Here is a 17,937-nt window from a genome sequence, read left to right on the forward strand (position 1 = left end):
TCTCCCATGTGAATCTCCTTGTTTTTTAAGCCTGTGGTTCCTTTCCAGGCGTGTAGCTGAGCAGGACCTGCGCCAGCAGATTTTCATCTTCTGTGGTGAGTTTCCGTGTCACGGCCAGGGTAAATACCAGCACGGTATCCCCTCCAACCACAAAGACCGCCTGGCGCTGCCAGACGCGCTGGCCACTTCGCAAGTAAGTGGCCAGTACCTGTTCGCCTTGTAAAACGTTGTCACCCAGCACGGCTGGTGCACGCTCTTTCTCGGCCCAGCCTTTAAGGCCATCCGCCAGGCTTGCTAACTGACGGGTGACATAAGCCGCGAGATCTTCGCCCGGATTCAGCGAATCACGGGAAATATTCAATGCTGGCGAGGTTTCATCGGTAGCGATCAGTACATTAACGGTACGATCACGGTAGCCATCTGGCAGGGTTACGCTGCCTTCAGTGAAAATACAACGGGGCGTCATGGGCTGTCCTTAATTGATGCCGGGGATGGAGAGGCGAACCACGCTGAGGTGGTCGCAAAACGCGGGGAACCTTCACAAAATTAGCCCGTAGTGTCAACCCGAAGCCGGTCTGGATTTCACGGGAAAAAGGAATTGAAGCGGGTACAGAGACCGCAGATTAAGTGCGATATAACGCTGAGCCAAAAATAGCGACATGATATGTCGCAAACAGAATGTTAATGCCACAGCGCAATGCGGAAGTAACGGTAGTGAGAGATCACGATTTCTTGATGCTAATGCGAAGAGCATCACAACCTTCACGACACCGCAAAATGTCGGCGGCTATATCCGGCACTCCGGCCCCATGAAGTAAGGCAACTCCCTCGCCTGCCGATCGCAGGCTTTATTTCCTGTCCCTGAGCTGAGGGCTATTTCTCGCCCGTATGTAGCATGGCAACGACCTTCCAGCCATTGTCCCCTGCCCCTACAACAAAACGTTATTTCTCTCCGGACGGCTTCTCCATAACCCCATGGCAACAGCCCGCCAGGTGCTCAATGATGGGACACGCGGCACTTTCATCGCCTGGGCAATCAGCCGCCAGCGCCAGTAATCTGGCTCGCATAGCGTGGAGATCTTCAATATGTGCGGCAATCTCTTCCGCCTTTTGCAGGGTACGCGCTTTCACCTCTGCGCTATGGCGGGCCGGGTTGTTCATCAGTTGCACCAGCTCCCCGCACTCCTCCAGCGTGAAGCCGACCTGGCGTGACTGGCGCAGAAGGTTTAACTCATCCAGATGATGTTGCGTATAGCTGCGGTAGCCGTTGGCACTGCGAACGGGTGGCGTGACGACGCCCTTCTCTTCATAAAAGCGAATCGCTTTACGGGTTAAACCGGTTTTTTTTGCCACATCGCTGATATTCATCTGCCCCTCGCTTGACCTTCCCCTTGATGGAAGGTTTAACCTTTATCTCAATGCAAATTACCGGGCAGGTCAACTGCCGTCACACAAGGAGTTAAAAATGAGCAATACCTTGACTCTGGCGTTGGAGGGTCTCTCTTGTGGCCACTGCGTCAAACGCGTTAAAGAGGCGCTGGAACAGCGCGATGATGTTGAACAAGCAGAAGTGACACAACAGGAAGCGCGCATCTCTGGCTCTGCACAGGCCAGCGATCTGATTGCTACTGTCGAACAGGCGGGTTATCACGCGGCGTTAAAGGCCGATCACCCAAAGTCTGAGCCGTTGACAGCAGCAGAGCCGCCGCCGGAGGCGCTGGCAACGGCCGAGTCCGACTCCCCGGCAAAAAAACCAGCAGCACCGGCTCAGGTGTTGCTGATTGAAGGAATGAGCTGCGCCAGCTGCGTCAGCCGGGTGGAAAAAGCCCTGCAAGGCGTGGAAGGCGTCAGTGAAGCGCGGGTCAATCTGGGTGAACGTAGTGCATTGGTGCTGGGCGAAGTCACCAGTGATGCTCTGGTTGCTGCCGTGCAGGCCGCAGGCTATGGCGCAGAAGCGATCGCGGACGAGCAACAACGACGGGAAAAACAGCAGAACAATGCACGCAGTGCCATGCGCCGCTTTAGCTGGCAGGCAACGCTGGCACTGGCATTCGGCATCCCCCTGATGATTTGGGGCATGCTGGGTGACAACATGATGCTCAGCCCACAGAACCACTCTACCTGGCTAACGTTGGGTATTATTACCTTACTGGTGATGGGCGTGACTGGCGGCCATTTTTATCGCAGTGCGGCTCGCAGCCTGCGTAACGGCAGTGCAACCATGGACACGCTGGTGGCACTCGGTACTGCCGCCGCCTGGATTTACTCCTTTAGCGTCGTGATCTGGCCCGATTTCTTCCCCCACCAGGCACGACATCTCTATTTTGAAGCCAGCGTGATGATCATTGGCCTGATCAACCTCGGTCATGCGCTGGAACAACGGGCGCGTCAACGATCTTCTCAGGCCCTGCTGCGCCTGCTGGATCTTACCCCTCAACAGGCGCGGGTTATTGAAAACGACAATGAGCAGCTCCTGCCGCTGGCTGCGGTGCAGTCAGGCATGACGTTGCGCGTCACTACCGGCGATCGCGTTCCGGTGGATGGCGAAGTCAGTCAGGGCGAAGTATGGGTTGATGAAGCAATGTTGACCGGGGAAGCCCAGCCACGGCATAAAACGCCGGGGGAAAAACTGTATGCCGGTACGTTGATCCATGACGGCAGCGCCCGGTTTATCGCCCAGGCCACCGGCAATAACACCGCGCTGGCACGGATTATTCATCTGGTGCGTCAGGCGCAAAGCAGTAAACCGGCTGTTGGTCGCCTCGCGGATCGCATTTCTGCGGTATTTGTCCCGGTCGTGGTGGCCTTAGCGCTGATCAGTGGCGCCATCTGGTATTTCTTTGGGCCACAGCCCAACACCGCTTATGCCCTGGTGGTGATGACGACAGTCTTGATCATCGCCTGCCCTTGCGCGCTGGGTCTTGCCACGCCAATGTCAATTATTGCCGGTGTTGGCCGCGCAGCGGAACTGGGCATTCTGGTGCGTGATGCTGATGCACTGCAGCAGGCTTCACAGCTCGACACCCTGGTGTTCGACAAAACCGGCACGCTCACCAACGGCAAGCCGGTTGTGAGTGAGATAATCAGCTTAACGGGCGATAACGATACACTGCTCAGTGCCGCAGCGGCACTGGAGTCACTCTCCGCCCACCCGCTCGCCGGAGCCATTGTGGCAGCGGCACAACATCTGCCACGCGTCGAGATCGCTCAATTCCGTACCCTGCCGGGCAAAGGGGTTACCGGTCAGCTTAAGGGTCAGATGTTGCTGGTGGGCAACCCGGCCTTGATGACGGAACAACAGATTGACTGGCGGCCGCTGGAAGCAAAACTGGATCAGGCGGCTCAGCAAGGGGCGACGCCGGTGTTGGTTGCACTGGCAGGCCAGTTGCTGGGAGCCATCATGATCCGTGACACGCTGCGCAGCGAGAGCAAAAATGCCCTGCAGCGCTTGCACCGTTTGGGCTATCGCCTGGTGATGTTAACCGGCGATCGGGAACAAACCGCGCGGGCAATTGCGGCAGAAGCCGGGATTGATGAAGTGATTGCTGGTGTGTTACCGGCTGGTAAGGCAGAGGCCATCGTGAAATTGCAGCAGGCCGGACATAAAGTGGCCATGATTGGCGATGGTATTAATGATGCGCCCGCATTGGCGCAGGCGGATGTTGGCATTGCCATCGGCGGCGGAAGTGACGTGGCGCTGGAAAGTGCCGGTTTTGCGCTGATGCGAGACGATCTCCACAGCGTTGCCGATGCCCTCGCACTGTCAGCGGCCACCCTGCGGAATATCCGCCAAAACCTGTTTGGAGCCTTTATCTATAACAGTCTGGGGATTCCGCTGGCTGCGGGCGTGCTGTTCCCACTGACCGGTTCGCTGCTCAGCCCGATTGTTGCCGGTGCAGCCATGGCACTCTCATCTATCACCGTGGTCGGGAACGCCAATCGCCTGTTGCGCTATCAACCACCGGGACAGGAATAGCCCTTTCAGCGCTGTTTTTGCCACGCTGAAACCGCTAGCATGACGTTTTGATTAACCAAGGAACGTGCATGACTGTCAGCCTGTGGCAACGCCTGAGCGCCTTGAAAATGCGCCTGTTCCCGACCCAGTACCGCTGGCCTGCGCTGGATATGCTGCTGGGCGATCGCTGGCTGCATCTGGTCGGCAGCATTCACATGGGCACTCAAAATATGCAACCGCTGCCTCCACAACTCCTGCGGAGGTTGCGTCAGGCAGATGCCCTGATTGTCGAAGCAGATATCACACGTGGTGGCTCGCCGTTCACGCAAGATGAACAGCGTCCACCACTGGCTGAGCGCTTCCCGGCCACCACCCTCGCCGGGTTAGAAAAGTTGCTGCTGTCCCTGCCATTTTCGCTGTCCCAGCTGGATAACCTGCCCGCGTGGCAGATAGCCCTGATGTTGCAGGCACAGCAGGCGCAACAGCTTGGCTTACGCCCGGAATACGGTATTGATTATCAGCTCCTGCAGGCCGCACGTGACTGGCATAAACCGGTCATCGAACTGGAGGGGGCTGATGCCCAAATTACGCTGCTGAAGACGCTGCCGGATGATGGCAAAGCACTGCTGCTGGATACGCTGGAGCACTGGCATACCAATGCGCGCCTGCTACAGATGATGATGGGCTGGTGGCTTGAGCATCCGCCAAAGCAGCGGCAGCTCGCGTTGCCAACAACATTTAGCCAGACGTTGAATGATACGCTGATTACCCAACGAAATTTACAGTGGAAAGAGAGTTTAACGGCGCTACCTGGCGGACGCTATGTGGTGGCCGTAGGGGCATTGCACCTGTACGGTGACGATAATCTGCCTGAGCTATTGCGTCAGGCATAAAAAAAAGGCCAGTAGCGTTACTGGCCCGTCAAAGAGGAATTTGTTTATGATTTTGGTTATCGCCCGGCACTCCAGTGCCGAACGCGGGCTAATTTTCGCGCAAAGCTCAGATTTTCGCCACTAAAATTCATCAATCGACGTAATTAGTTTTTTTCCTCGCAAGGACCGGTTATGACTCCAGCGGTAAAGCTGCTTGAAAAACAAAAGGTAAGCTTCAAACTTCATCCCTATGAGCATGACAGTAACGAGACCAATTTTGGTGATGAAGCGGTGCGAAAGCTCAATCTCGATGCACGTCAGGTGTTTAAAACCTTGTTGGTTGCGCTAAATGGAGATGCCAAACAGCTGGCCGTCGCGGTGACACCGGTTTCCTCACAGTTAGACTTGAAGAAAGTCGCTAAGGCTTTCGCGGCGAAAAAAGCTGATATGGCTGACCCGCAGCTCGCACAGCGCGTTACCGGCTATCTGCTGGGCGGCATCAGTCCTTTGGGGCAGAAAAAGCGTCTACCCACGGTCATTGATATACAAGCCACAGAATTCAGTACTCTGTTTATCTCCGGCGGGAAGCGCGGTCTCGATCTGGAACTGGCACCCAACGATCTGGCGCGGTTGCTGAATGCCCCGCTGGCGGACATTGCTCGCCGCGATTAATCACGCGGCTGTGCGCAGAGTTGATCGATCATCCAGCGCCCGGCCGGGCCCGGCGGGTGGCGATGCGACCACAGCACATCCACAGCGATATGCTGCGGCCAGCCACACACCGGCAGCTCAACCAGTACCTGATGACCAAACTGCGCCACCAGCCAACGCGGTAATACGCTCCAGCCAAACCCCTGCTCTGCCATTTCCAGTAGTAACAAATAGGAAGGCGCAGACCACACCTGTCCACTTTGCGGTAGCGGACGTTGCTGGCTCCAGGTATTCAGGCGCAGTTGACGCACTTCGCCCAACTGCCCTTCGCTGACTTCGGAAAGCGCACTTAAAGGGTGCTGCTGGTGCAGATAGATCGCCATTTGCGCTTCAACCTGCAAACGCGCCACCGCAATATCCGGCGGCAAGGTGGGTTGCGTCCGCACCACGCCAAGATGCACTCTTCCCCCCTGGAGTAGATCCACCACATCCTCATCTTCAGCAATCATGCATTCGAACTCAATGTCCGGGTAACGGGCAGCAAAGCGGTTGAGCATGTTTTCATGATGATCGGCCTGCCAGAAATCTGAAATGGCGATGCTAAGGCGCGGCTCAACACCCTGCGCTAACTGCAATGCGAGGTCGTCTAACCGTTGACTGGCGGCAATGATTTGCTGAACGCGTGTCAATGCACGCGCCCCTTGTGGCGTCAGTACCGGTTGACGTCCCTGACGATCGAACAACTCTATCCCAAGATCGTCTTCCAGATTAGCGATCGCCGCACTGATCGTGGACTGGCTTTTTCCGAGGGCGCGGGCGGCAGCCGAAAATGATCCGCTGGCCACGGTCTGCACAAAGGCTTCCAGTGATTCAGGAGAGTATTTCATTAAATCCATCGCTTTTTCCGATAGGTGTTAATTTCAGCTTAGCATGCCCGCGTGAGAAAATACGCCCCATTCACTAATGGAGGATATATGAGTCACGCTCGCTCAATGAAAGAACGCTTTTTCCATGCCGTCGGATTTGAGGTGTTAGCTATTTTGACGGTTTCACCACTGGCCGCCTGGGCGATGGGCAAACCGCTGTTTCAAATGGGCGCACTTGCCATCATGCTCTCCAGCGTGGCGCTGGTCTGGAACATGATCTACAACGCGGTGTTTGATCGTCTGCTACCGCGCGATAAAGTTAAGCGCGGTTTGCTGATCCGTGTGTTACATGCATTAGGCTTCGAGGGTGGATTTATACTGATCGGCCTGCCGATTGCCGCGATGATGCTGGGTATTGGCCTGTGGCAAGCCCTGTTGCTGGAAGTGGCATTTTTCCTGTTCTTCCTGCCCTATACCATGGCGTACAACTGGATATGGGATAACCTGCGCACACGTTGGGTCGCGCGCAGGTCGTGTGAAGCCTGATTATTCGTGTTTCTCACGCAACGGCTCGAACCACGCCAGAATCGCCTGTGGGAAGGTCAGGGCTTTCTTCTTCTCAGACTGCTGGCGTGCTTTTTCCTGTTGCTCTAGCTCTTCGGGCGTCAGTTGGCGAATTTCACCGTCTGGAGCGTAGTCAGCACGTTTCAGCGGTGAGTGATGCTGCACCCAGTCGCGTAATACGCTGATGTCCGTCACCCCCTTACTGGAATAACCGGGCTGCTGGTCGATACGCGGATAACCGTCACCGCCGCTGGCGTTGAAGCTGTTGGTCGCCAGCCGATAGACTTTATCGGCCTGCAACGGTTGGCCTTTGACCGTAATCTCCGTCAGCACATCCCCCGCACGCACAAAGCCCACCCCGGAGAACTGCGCATATCCCCCACTGCCCGCCGGAATTTTCGCTACCGCAGTGAGGTATTGTGCCAGTTCAGTGCCGGTCAACGTGACGGAAACCACCTGATTAGCAAACGGCTGCACCTGCAACAAATCGCGCAGCGTTAGTTTTCCTGCTGGCAGCGAACTGCGTACCCCGCCGCCGCTCATCACCGCGAGATCGGCCTGCGTGCTGGCGGTTTGTGCTGCCAGAATCAGCTGAGCCAGGTCACTGCGTCGATAGCGCACCACATCGCTATCGCCATTAAACGCCTCGTTACTGCTGCCCACCGCGACCTGCATTTTTTCTTCTGCCCGCTTTTTAAACGGTAGCAGCAGCTTCATCATCGCGCTGTTAGGCACGATTTCCTGCTTCCACGGCAGCCAGAGGGTCGATCCATCCTCATTTTTGATTTGATGGCGCAGGTTCACCGGCAGTAGCTGGTAATTTGCCAGGCTGAGTTTGCCATCCTGGAAGCGGAAATCAGCGCGCCCGACATATTTACCCCACTCACCCGCCTGCATAATCCAGATGCCGTTTTCAACATCCGGCAGGCAAGGATCGCCCGGTTTATACTCTTTCACCGGCTGATTCTGTTTGTCCATGCAGATCAAGTCGTGACTGTGACCGCCCACAATTGCGCCGACACTGCCTTGTGGTAACGCCTGCGCCAGGGTGACATCATTTATTCCCTCGCTGTGCCAGCCGAGGTGAGAAAGCACAATCACCACATCAGGTTTTTCCTGCTGACGAAGCTCAGCCAGTGCTTTCAGGGTTTCACTGACCGGGTCACGAAATTCCAGATTTTGCACATTCAGCGGGCTGGCCAGTTTTAGCGTATCCGGCGTGCTGAGACCAATCACGGCAATTTTCAGCCCCATGCGGTTAAACACAGCCCAGGGCTTAAACAGCCGCTTTCCGTCTTGTTTTTGATACACATTGGCCGCAATAAAGGGAAATCTCGCCCACTTTTGCTGCTGTTGCAGCACGCTGAGCGATTTATCAAACTCATGATTGCCCAGTGCCATGGCATCGTAACCAATCAGGTTCATACCGCGAATATCGGGTTCAGCATGGGTGATATCTGATTCCGGCACTCCGGTATTGACGTCTCCTGCGGAGAGGATCAGCGCACCACCGCCTTTGGCTTGCGCATCATAGCGCTGCTGATCCATTAAGGTTTTTTGTGCAGCGAGGCCATACTCGTTCTGCTCATTGGGCCAGAAGTGGCCGTGCTCATCATTGGTATGCAACAACGTAAAATTGTAGCTATGGCCTGGCAGCCATGCCTGCGCCAGTCCTGGCGTCAGCGCAATGGCCAGAGCCAGAACTATGCCTTTCTTGCGAGTCAACACCACTGCCACTCTCCTTATCGCCGCTTCCGGCTGGCCTTTATTTGCTTTCTGCATTCTCTTCTTTTGTGTCGCACATTCCAGACTTTAACTCAAGGTGAAACACGCATAGAGTGGGCAGGAAAACTGTGAGTAAACGAATCATTCGTAACGGCAGGATTTTTTGGTCACCACCAGCCGCTCTCGTTCCATATCGGACTTACGGCAGTATGGTTTCTGGGTTGACTTGGCCGCGCATGCTGATGAAATGGCAACCTGATGGACATGATTGCTAAAAATGCGCCTTTTGTGCCTGATTTCACTTTATCGCCGGATTTTTTTCATTTATCACTAAAATAACTAAACTATAAAGAATAAACTCGCGTACACTCGATTGTTACAAGCGGACACATTTGTACACAAGGAGACAGATATGCACCACACCACACCGTTGATTACCACTATAGTTGGGGCGCTGGTTCTGGCTTTTCTCCTTGGTATGCTGGCAAATCGCCTGCGTATTTCCCCTTTAGTCGGTTACTTGCTTGCTGGCGTGTTAGCAGGCCCTTTTACCCCCGGCTTTGTGGCCGATACCAACCTCGCCCCTGAACTGGCTGAACTTGGCGTTATTTTGCTGATGTTTGGCGTGGGTCTGCACTTCTCATTAAAAGATTTGATGTCGGTGAAAGCGATCGCCATTCCGGGCGCCGTGGCACAGATTGCTGTGGCAACGCTGCTGGGTATGGGGCTGTCGTGGGCCTTAGGCTGGTCGTGGATGACCGGTCTGGTGTTTGGTCTGTGCCTTTCCACTGCCAGTACGGTCGTGCTGCTACGCGCCCTGGAAGAGAGGCAGTTGATCGACAGCCAGCGCGGTCAGATCGCGATTGGCTGGCTGATCGTGGAAGATCTGGTCATGGTGCTGACGCTGGTCCTGTTGCCTGCCATCGCTGGCATGCTGGAACAGGGCAACGCCAGCCCAGCGCTGTTGGCCTGGGATCTGCTGTTTACAATCGGTAAAGTCGCCGCGTTTATGGTGCTCATGATGGTGGTGGGCAAACGCGTTGTTCCCTGGATTCTGGCCAAAAGTGCGGCAACTGGCTCACGCGAGCTGTTCACCCTCGCCGTGTTGGCACTGGCATTAGGGATCGCCTTCGGGGCAGTCGAATTTTTCGACGTGTCATTTGCCCTGGGCGCTTTCTTCGCCGGTATGGTGCTGAATGAGTCTGAACTGAGCCACCGTGCCGCTCACGATACCCTGCCGCTGCGGGATGCCTTTGCCGTGCTGTTTTTTGTTTCGGTGGGGATGTTGTTCGATCCGATGATTTTACTGTCGCAGCCGCTGGCGGTGCTGGGCGCACTCACCATCATTGTGGTGGGGAAATCTCTGGCGGCCTGGTTACTGGTGTCGGTGCTGGGCCATTCACGGCGAACCGCATTAACCATTTCGGTCAGCCTCGCGCAGATTGGTGAGTTTGCGTTTATTCTCGCCGGGTTAGGCATTTCACTGGGTATGCTGACCGAGGAGGGCCGTAATCTGGTGCTCGCGGCCGCCATTCTGTCGATCATGATAAACCCAGTGCTGTTTACTCTGCTGGAGCGCTATCTGGCCCGCACCGAAACCGTTGCCGAACAGATTCAGGAAGAGGCCAGTGAAGAGGAAAACCAGATCCCGGTGGATATCTGCAACCATGCCATTTTAGTTGGTTATGGCCGCGTTGGCAGCCTGCTGGGGCAAAAGCTACAGGAAGCCGAAGTCCCGCTGGTGGTGGTTGAGAATTCACGCACTCGCGTTCAGGCACTGCGTGAGCAAGGCATCAGAGCGGTACTCGGCAATGCCGCGCGCGCTGAAACCATGGAACTGGCGCGCCTGGAGTGTGCGCGTTGGCTGCTGCTCACTATTCCTAATGGCTATGAATCCGGTGAAATTGTCACTGCCGCCCGCGAGCAGCGTGAAGACATTGAGATTTTCGCCCGGGCACACCATGACGAAGAGGTGGATTACATTCTGGCACGCGGCGCAAATCAGGTGGTGATGGGCGAGCGCGAAATCGCCAACAGCATGCTGGGGCTGTTGCAGGTGGCTCCTGCTGTTGCTCCCCCTGAATCGCCAGCGTCGGTCACCGCCGCTTCATAACCTTCCTGCCTGCGACCGCTGTTCTCGTCGCAGGCAAGGCCAGAAACTTCCAGCCCTGCGCACCGTTTGGCGGCAGGGCTGACAGTCAGACTTAACGCTCCCAGTACGCCTCTTCCAGGCTATCTTCTCGTTCAGGCAGGCCTCGCATCAAACGCGGAGAGTGCTGATTGAGCACCTGATAAGAGACGCGGTTGGCATATTTGCACACCTGAGAAAGCGAAGAGTAAGTCAGGTAAGCCCGCGAGTGCTTACTGGAGTTCGGCACATTCTGGCGATGGAAATTATTCGCGCTGATATCGTGTAACAACGCGGCCAGTGCGCCATCTCCCGCGCCATTAGTATTCATGATCTTCTCTGGCCCGCCCATATAAGGCGCGATGTGTGAGTAGATGGCTAATGGCTGTTCACAGTCGCTACGACGCATCGCACGGCTGAACTCATACTGGTTGAATTCGGCGATAGCACCGGGCAACAGCGGGCGATTGGTGCTGCGCTTAAACGCCTCTTCGGTATAACCCGCCATATAGAGTCCGTTCGGACCGGCCGTGCACAACACTAAATCTACCCACTCCAGCGCCTTTTGTGCCGCCAGCAGCGGATCGCTTTCGCCGGTCAGCGCCTCACCCTCTTCTTCGTTCATCGCCACGATAGTGACGTGATCGCGCAGGAAGTCGCGCCAGAACTGCGGATCATCATGGATGATGTGCTGAGTCCCCAGCGTTAAGACCACCGGGACATCATGGCGTTTCGCATACTCAATCGCCTGGAGCGTGGCCGCAGGCATCGGATCGTCCGGTTGTCCACGTAGCAAATAGGAGGTCAGCACCAGTGCAGAAGATTCAGCAATCACCGCTTCGGGAATGCTGCTCGCGCTGAGTTGGTTCATCTGCGCTGGGCTAATGGCGAACGTCCGCTCACCGTGTTCGCCAATCAAGGTGAAGCAGCGCCCAATGGCACCGTCAACGCCTTGCAGGTAGTTAAGATCCATACGGCTGGAGGTGTTGCACAGGTAGCGATAGGCATAACCGCCAATCTGGATGTTATTACACATCACGCCAAGCAGGACGGAGCGATCGTCCGCCAGCACCGAGTAGTTGTGTAAGGTATTACCAATGGTGCCACCGGCAAACTGATGGCTAATCAGCTGATGCTGCATCAGCTCCTGATACAGCGCTTCGGCACGTGCATCGTCAATAACCAGCGAATGGCCTGCGCTGAGCTGATAACGCTGTAAAAAGCTGTCGTCTACGCGGGCTTCAATATCCACCATGATCTGGTCGATGCCGACAATGGTGCTGCCTTCACCCTGCTCCTGCTGAGTGGTTTGTATCAGCGGATCGCGTGCGCTAACGGGGAAGTAGTGTTTAGATTTACGTTTGCCGGGAAATTTCATGAAGGTGCCGTACTGGAAAAACAGGCAGAGAATGATATCACACTCTCTGCCTGGGTTTTAACGGCGACTGTTCACCAGCTGCACCATCATTTCGATGTGCTCTGCGTCATCATTCAGGGCAGGAATGTACTCGAATTTGTCACCACCAGCATGCATGAAGAATTCACAGTTCTGCTCGCTGATCTCTTCCAGCGTTTCCAGGCAGTCCGCCGAGAAGCCAGGGCTCATGACCTGAACGTGCTTCACGCCTTTCTGCGGCAGATTTTGCATGGTTTCATCGGTGTACGGCTGAAGCCATGGCTCACGACCAAAGCGTGACTGGAAAGTCATCTTGATCTGGTCGTCACGCAGCCCCAGAGCCTGTTGCAACGCAGCGGTAGTGTCTTTGCAGCGTTGCGCGTAGTCATCCCCTTCATCCACAAAGCGCTGCGGAATACCGTGGTAAGACAGCACCAGCAAATCGGGCTGGCCATGTTGAGCAAATGAACGCTCAACCGAGGCTTTCAGCGCGGCAATATAAGCAGGGTGATCGGCATAGTCGCGAATAAACTGGACGTCCGGCAGAGAGCGATAGCCTTTGAAAATATCCGCAATCCCATCCCATACCGCAGCCACCGTCGAACAGGAGAACTGGGGATAGAGTGGCAGCACGATCAGCCGGGTGACGCCCTGCGCCATCAGGCTATCGAGCGCGCTTTTCAGGCTCGGATTGCCGTAGCTCATGCCCAACGCAACGGGCATATCCACGCGTTCTGCCAGCGCATCGCGTTGGCGCTTGCTGAACACCAGCAGCGGCGAGCCCTCTTCCATCCATACCGATGCATAGAGTTTGGCTACACGCGGCGATCGGAACGGCAGCACGATGCCGTGCAGGATCGGCAACCAAATTGGGCGTGGCGTATCCACAACGCGCGGATCGCTCAGGAACTGCTGCAGGTAGCGTTTTACGGCGGGAGTAGTAGGTGCATCTGGCGTACCGAGGTTAACCAACAGAACGCCGGGCTTATCTTGCCTCATTCTAATTCCTTGCTGACATTGGACAGATCAGAAAACGGGGAAATTGTAGCGGAATTAGCGGGGAGGAAAAGCAATTACTGCAAAAGGGGCCAGCTAACTAGCCCCTGAAGTGCATTAGCCGAGGATCTCAGCCAGTTCTGCACGCACTTCGGCCACCTGACGGGTGCCGTCGATTTTAACGTATTTGGTGTTACCCGCAGCCGCTTCATCGCTATAATAGCCAATCAGTGGAGCCGTCAGCTCATGGTACTCGACCAGGCGCTTACGTACGGTCTCTTCCTGATCGTCTTTACGCGTAGACAGCTCTTCGCCGGTGACGTCATCTTTACCTTCCACTTTTGGTGGATTGTATTTGACGTGGTAAACACGGCCAGAGTTCGCGTGAACGCGACGGCCAGTAATACGGTCAACGATCAGTTCATCCGGTACGTCGAACTCCAGCACGAAATCAACGTTGATCCCGGCTTCTTTCATCGCATCCGCCTGTGGAATCGTACGCGGGAAGCCATCCAGCAGGAAACCTTTCGCACAATCTTCCTGAGCAATACGCTCTTTAACCAGCGCAATCACCAGCTCATCAGTGACCAGTTTACCTGCATCCATGATCGCTTTTGCCTGATTACCCAGCTCGCTCCCGGCCTTAACCGCAGCACGCAGCATATCTCCGGTAGAGATTTGCGGAATACCGTAGTTTTCCATAATAAACTGGGCCTGAGTCCCCTTACCTGCGCCCGGAGCACCGAGCAGAATAATACGCATTGCGTAATTCCTCTTGCAAACACACATGATCAATCTGAGAAGGCGAAGAACATACCATTATGACCCGCACACCACAAGGAACGCGGACAGTCGCGGATGATTATCTGGCTTGCGCATTCTGCGCTTTGCACCCGGAAACGGTGGGCTACCTGTGGCGTTTTCAGATTACCCCGCCGCCGCCAACGTCTGGTACAGTCGCTGTCTAATCGATTCAGTTGTGTCGCTAATTTTTTTACCACTGCCGCGTTTTTCGGCGCGAATAGAGAGTTTCAAGGCGTGGGGAAAAATTTGCATACCGGGCGACAGCACCAACCGGTTAAGCAGATTATCGGGCAATTCCAGCAGTGCGAAAGGCAACCCTGGCGTATGACAAGAGTGGATCACATGGGGCGTTTCAATGCGAATTGCACTCACCATCGCAATATTATAGGGCTGCCAGCGACCTCCGTTAATCTGTTCGAGAGCATCAGTAATCGCCTCCCCGAACGCCATGCCCTGCTCAAACAAGCGCAGTTCACTACGCACCAGCGTGCTGAAATCCTGGGTGCGGAGCGCAATCAGCACCAGGCCGCCAGGCAGTGCGGCATGATTGTCGAGCCGGGTGACAAACAGCTGGCTCTCTTCAACCAACGGCATATGCAGGGTTGTTGCGAAGGTTTCACTCACATCAACCACCCCCTCTTTCTGGCAAGATTGCAGCGTGCGAATTTTGCCTTCCGCAGGATCGACCTGCGCCACCAGATTAATACTCCCCGCCATAACCGGTACTTCCGGCATGCTGCTCAACTCCGTGATCGGGTAATACGAAGCATAGCGTCGCTGATTACGCGTCTGTTCCTGGCGTAAAAACAGCCGTGAGAGCAGCACGCGCGCAACATGCAAAGAGGGGGCGAAGAACAGATCAAACTGCTCCAGGTGATAGCAACGGGAAAGTTCGGCACGGAGTTCATCTCGCGCCTGTGTCATTCGTTCCGTAATAGACATTGCGTGAGTTTCTCATTTTTTACCCGTCGACGGGGTGCGAGGCAGGTGACAATCACAGGATAAGCGCGCCGTCAACCCGCCAGAATCTGCGGGCAAGGTTAGGTCAATGCGTCTGGACTTTAAAATGATATAAACTGACAATCCCTGTTAGGTTTTTGCACAGGGGATGGGTATGACCGGGCTACCACCACTGCGGGCGCTGCACTACTTTTATCAGGCCGCCTTACACAGCAGTTTTAGCGTTGCCGCTGCAAGGTTACATGTAACCCATAGTGCAATCAGTCACCAGGTTCGCCAGCTGGAGAGCTGGATGGGCAAACCGCTGTTTGTCCGCGCCAGTGGCCGCGTTAAATTAACATCACATGGCGAACGCCTGCTCTTGAGCTGCCAGAAAGCGTTCAACGAACTGGCCGCCACCAGTGAAGGCATTCGCAACGGACTGCGTCATCAGTTAAATATCGCCTGCGCGCCGAGTTTTCTGGCGCAGTGGCTGATTCCACGGCTGGGCGGCTTTTATCAGCGTCATCCGGAAATTGATGTGCAGTTTCAAGGTATTATGGATGTAGACCAATTACGCAGCGAGCATGCTGATGTGCTGATCATGAGCTATGAACAGCAGCCAGATGAAGATGTCGATGCTACGCTGGTCACCGCTGATTACATCGGCCCGCTCTGCGCACCGCGCTTTGCCAACGGTTTTAAACAGGCCGCCGATCTCGCCTCGTTGCCCATTTTACACGCCGATACGCGCCGTCAGGCGTGGAGCGAGTGGGCTGCCCTGTATGGCGCGGAGTCACAAGAGCACAGCGGTAAGCATTTTGACAATCTGACTTTGGGGATTCAGGCCGCGCGTAATGGCCTGGGTGTGATCATGGCACCACGCCTGTTAGTGCGCAAAGAGCTGGAAGACGGCTCACTGATTGCACCACTGGGCTTTGTTCGCGCCGCACGCGCCACCTGGATGATGACGAAGCAGTCACGCCGTGACGATGTGGAAATCGCGCTGTTCCGCCACTGGCTGGGGGAGGAACTGCTACAGCAATAAATTGCGGGCATAAAAAAAGCCCCTGCCAGTGGCAGGGGCTGAATCTACGGCTTACGCCAGCAGTTGGTTCATACGACGGATAAACTGGTTAGGATCTTCCAGCGTGCCGCGTTCAGCCAACAGCGCCTGGTCCAGCAGCAGTTCAATCCACTCGCTGAAGCGGGTTTCTTCTTCGGTATCAGCCGCACGTTTCACCAGCGCGTGCTCTGGGTTCAGTTCGAAGATGTATTTCACTTCCGGTGCAGCCTGACCTGCGGCAGCAAACAGCTTCGCCATCTGGGTGCTGATTTCATCCGCATCCGTGGTGACAATCGCCGGGGTGTCTGTCAGGCGATGCGTCAGACGCACTTCCTTCACACGCTCGCCCAGCAGCGTTTTCACACGATCAACAAACGGCTCCAGCGCTTTACCGGCTTCTTTCTGCGCTTCGCTCTCTTCATCAGCCAGCTTATTCAGCGACTCATCCGCTTTGCTGACCGACTGGAAGCTCTTACCGTCGAATTCGGTCAGGTAGCTCATCATCCACTCATCGATGCGATCGGAGAGCAGCAGCACTTCAATGCCTTTTTTACGGAACAGCTCAAGGTGCGGGCTGCTCTTCGCGGCGGCGTAGCTGTCGGCCGTGATGTAGTAGATCTTATCCTGGCCTTCCACCATGCGGCTGACATAGTCTTCCAGCGAGATAGTCTGCGCGGAGCCTTCGCTCTGGCTGGTAGCGAAACGCAACAGCTTAGCAATGGTTTCCTGGTTGGCGTTATCTTCCGCCGGGCCTTCTTTCAGCACCAGACCAAACTCTTTCCAGAAGGTCTGATATTTTTCTGCGTCGTCTTTAGCCAGTTTTTCCAGCATCTGCAGGCTACGCTTGGTCAGTGCGCCACGCAGGCTCTGGGTAACACGGTTATCCTGCAGAATTTCACGGGAGACGTTAAGTGGCAGATCGTTTGAGTCAATCAGGCCGCGCACAAAGCGCAGGTAGTTCGGCATGAACTGTTCCGCGTCATCCATGATGAATACGCGTTGCACATACAGTTTCAGACCGTGTTTCTGATCGCGGTTCCACATATCAAACGGCGCACGCGCAGGGATGTACAGCAGTGAAGTGTACTCCTGCTTACCTTCTACGCGGTTGTGGCTCCAGGTGACAGGATCCGTGAAATCATGGGCGATGTGTTTATAAAACTCACCGTACTCTTCATCGCTGATGTCAGATTTGTTGCGCGTCCACAGAGCCTGGGCTTTGTTGATCTTTTCCCAGCTGGTGGTGTCGCTCTCTTCATCTTTACTTTCGATCTCAACCGGCAGCGCGATGTGATCGGAGTATTTGCTGATGGTGCTGCGTACACGCCACGCATCAAGGAACTCATCCTCACCTTCGCGCAGGTGCAGAGTGATTTCAGTACCGCGATCCGCTTTTTCGATATCGGCAATGGTGTATTCACCTTCACCAGCAGATTCCCAGAACACGCCTTCGTCTGCGGCAGCACCGGCTGCACGCGTGCGCACGGAAACTTTGTCCGCCACAATAAAGGCTGAGTAGAAACCAACACCGAACTGACCAATCAGCTGGCTGTCTTTGGCCTGGTCAGAACCCATTGAATCGAGGAAGGCTTTGGTGCCTGATTTCGCGATAGTCCCGAGGTTTTCGATCACCTCGTCACGACGCATACCAATGCCGTTATCGCTCAGGGTCAGGGTGCGGTTGTCCTTATCCACAGAGACACGCACGCGCAGGTCGCCGTCGCCTTCATACAGATCCGGCTGTGACAGTGCGCGGAAACGCAGTTTGTCAGCCGCATCGGAGGCGTTGGAAATCAGTTCACGCAGGAAAATCTCTTTGTTGGAATACAGAGAATGGATCATCAGGTGCAGAAGCTGTTTTACTTCTGACTGGAAGCCACGGGTCTCTTGTCCTTTCATGGTCATTGCTACCTCAACGGAATCAGGTTTAATGGACGTTGAGGAGGAGATGGGGGCCGAACAGCGGATTTCAAGC

At 55.3% G+C, this 17,937-nt stretch carries 15 protein-coding genes; 6 read left to right on the forward strand and 9 right to left on the reverse strand.

The features are described 5' to 3' along the window. Positions 1-25 precede the first annotated feature (25 nt). Both B880_RS0112840 and cueR read right to left on the reverse strand, forming a co-directional pair. Positions 26-466 carry a DcrB-related protein gene (locus B880_RS0112840; RefSeq protein ID WP_017347826.1) on the reverse strand — a complete coding sequence of 147 codons (441 nt, stop codon included), beginning with the start codon at positions 464-466 and terminating at the stop codon, positions 26-28. A gap of 476 nt (positions 467-942) precedes the next feature. Further along, positions 943-1,368, reverse strand: a complete 426-nt coding sequence (gene cueR / locus B880_RS0112845; RefSeq protein WP_017347827.1) for a Cu(I)-responsive transcriptional regulator — start codon at positions 1,366-1,368, stop codon at positions 943-945. A gap of 97 nt (positions 1,369-1,465) precedes the next feature. Between cueR and copA the strand changes: the two genes are divergently transcribed. The 3 genes from copA (at position 1,466) to ybaK (ending at position 5,499) form a co-directional block, all read left to right on the forward strand. Next, complete coding sequence (gene copA, locus B880_RS0112850) at positions 1,466-3,976, forward strand: copper-exporting P-type ATPase CopA (protein WP_017347828.1); 2,511 nt, start codon at positions 1,466-1,468, stop codon at positions 3,974-3,976. Between the two features lie 68 nt (positions 3,977-4,044). Then, positions 4,045-4,848: a TraB/GumN family protein gene (locus B880_RS0112855; protein ID WP_017347829.1), complete on the forward strand. Its 804-nt coding sequence runs from the start codon at positions 4,045-4,047 to the stop codon at positions 4,846-4,848. 171 nt (positions 4,849-5,019) lie between these two features. Then, positions 5,020-5,499 (forward strand): Cys-tRNA(Pro)/Cys-tRNA(Cys) deacylase YbaK, encoded by a 480-nt coding sequence (ybaK, locus tag B880_RS0112860; protein ID WP_017347830.1) that lies wholly within the window; start codon positions 5,020-5,022, stop codon positions 5,497-5,499. Here ybaK and B880_RS0112865 read toward each other — a convergent pair. After that, entirely contained in the window at positions 5,496-6,365 is an 870-nt protein-coding gene (locus B880_RS0112865) for a LysR family transcriptional regulator (RefSeq protein WP_017347831.1), read from the reverse strand. The two genes, ybaK and B880_RS0112865, sit on opposite strands and share 4 nt — an antisense overlap. An 87-nt stretch (positions 6,366-6,452) precedes the next feature. Between B880_RS0112865 and B880_RS0112870 the strand changes: the two genes are divergently transcribed. Beyond that, positions 6,453-6,890 (forward strand): multidrug/biocide efflux PACE transporter, encoded by a 438-nt coding sequence (locus B880_RS0112870; RefSeq protein WP_036645962.1) that lies wholly within the window; start codon positions 6,453-6,455, stop codon positions 6,888-6,890. Here the strand turns inward: B880_RS0112870 and ushA are convergent, their stop codons facing one another. Next, entirely contained in the window at positions 6,891-8,690 is a 1,800-nt protein-coding gene (ushA, locus tag B880_RS0112875; RefSeq protein ID WP_237761014.1) for a bifunctional UDP-sugar hydrolase/5'-nucleotidase UshA, read from the reverse strand. 355 nt (positions 8,691-9,045) lie between these two features. On the opposite strand from ushA, the gene ybaL reads away from it, so the two are divergent. Next, positions 9,046-10,746 carry a YbaL family putative K(+) efflux transporter gene (gene ybaL, locus B880_RS0112880; RefSeq protein ID WP_017347834.1) on the forward strand — a complete coding sequence of 567 codons (1,701 nt, stop codon included), beginning with the start codon at positions 9,046-9,048 and terminating at the stop codon, positions 10,744-10,746. Positions 10,747-10,837: 91 nt separating this feature from the next. Here the strand turns inward: ybaL and B880_RS0112885 are convergent, their stop codons facing one another. The 4 genes from B880_RS0112885 to B880_RS0112900 all read right to left on the reverse strand — a co-directional run bounded on the left by B880_RS0112885 (position 10,838) and on the right by B880_RS0112900 (position 14,899). Next, the gene (locus B880_RS0112885; RefSeq protein ID WP_017347835.1) at positions 10,838-12,139 is read right to left on the reverse strand and encodes an inosine/guanosine kinase; all 1,302 of its coding nucleotides are present in this window, start codon (positions 12,137-12,139) and stop codon (positions 10,838-10,840) included. Positions 12,140-12,196: 57 nt separating this feature from the next. Further along, a complete protein-coding gene (gene hemH, locus B880_RS0112890) occupies positions 12,197-13,156 on the reverse strand; it encodes a ferrochelatase (protein WP_017347836.1) in 960 nt (319 codons plus the stop codon). 114 nt (positions 13,157-13,270) lie between these two features. After that, positions 13,271-13,915, reverse strand: a complete 645-nt coding sequence (adk, locus tag B880_RS0112895) for an adenylate kinase (protein WP_017347837.1) — start codon at positions 13,913-13,915, stop codon at positions 13,271-13,273. A gap of 165 nt (positions 13,916-14,080) precedes the next feature. Further along, entirely contained in the window at positions 14,081-14,899 is an 819-nt protein-coding gene (locus B880_RS0112900) for a DUF6024 family protein (protein WP_036645965.1), read from the reverse strand. A gap of 172 nt (positions 14,900-15,071) precedes the next feature. Between B880_RS0112900 and B880_RS0112905 the strand changes: the two genes are divergently transcribed. After that, positions 15,072-15,944, forward strand: coding sequence for a LysR substrate-binding domain-containing protein (locus tag B880_RS0112905; protein WP_017347839.1), 873 nt, complete (start codon positions 15,072-15,074; stop codon positions 15,942-15,944). 51 nt (positions 15,945-15,995) lie between these two features. On the opposite strand, the gene htpG is transcribed toward B880_RS0112905, so the two are convergent. After that, positions 15,996-17,867 carry a molecular chaperone HtpG gene (gene htpG, locus B880_RS0112910; protein WP_017347840.1) on the reverse strand — a complete coding sequence of 624 codons (1,872 nt, stop codon included), beginning with the start codon at positions 17,865-17,867 and terminating at the stop codon, positions 15,996-15,998. Between the last annotated feature and the right edge of the window lie 70 nt (positions 17,868-17,937).

Origin of the sequence: Pantoea sp. A4, from assembly GCF_000295955.2 — a bacterium.
GTDB classification, from domain to species: domain Bacteria; phylum Pseudomonadota; class Gammaproteobacteria; order Enterobacterales; family Enterobacteriaceae; genus Pantoea; species Pantoea multigeneris.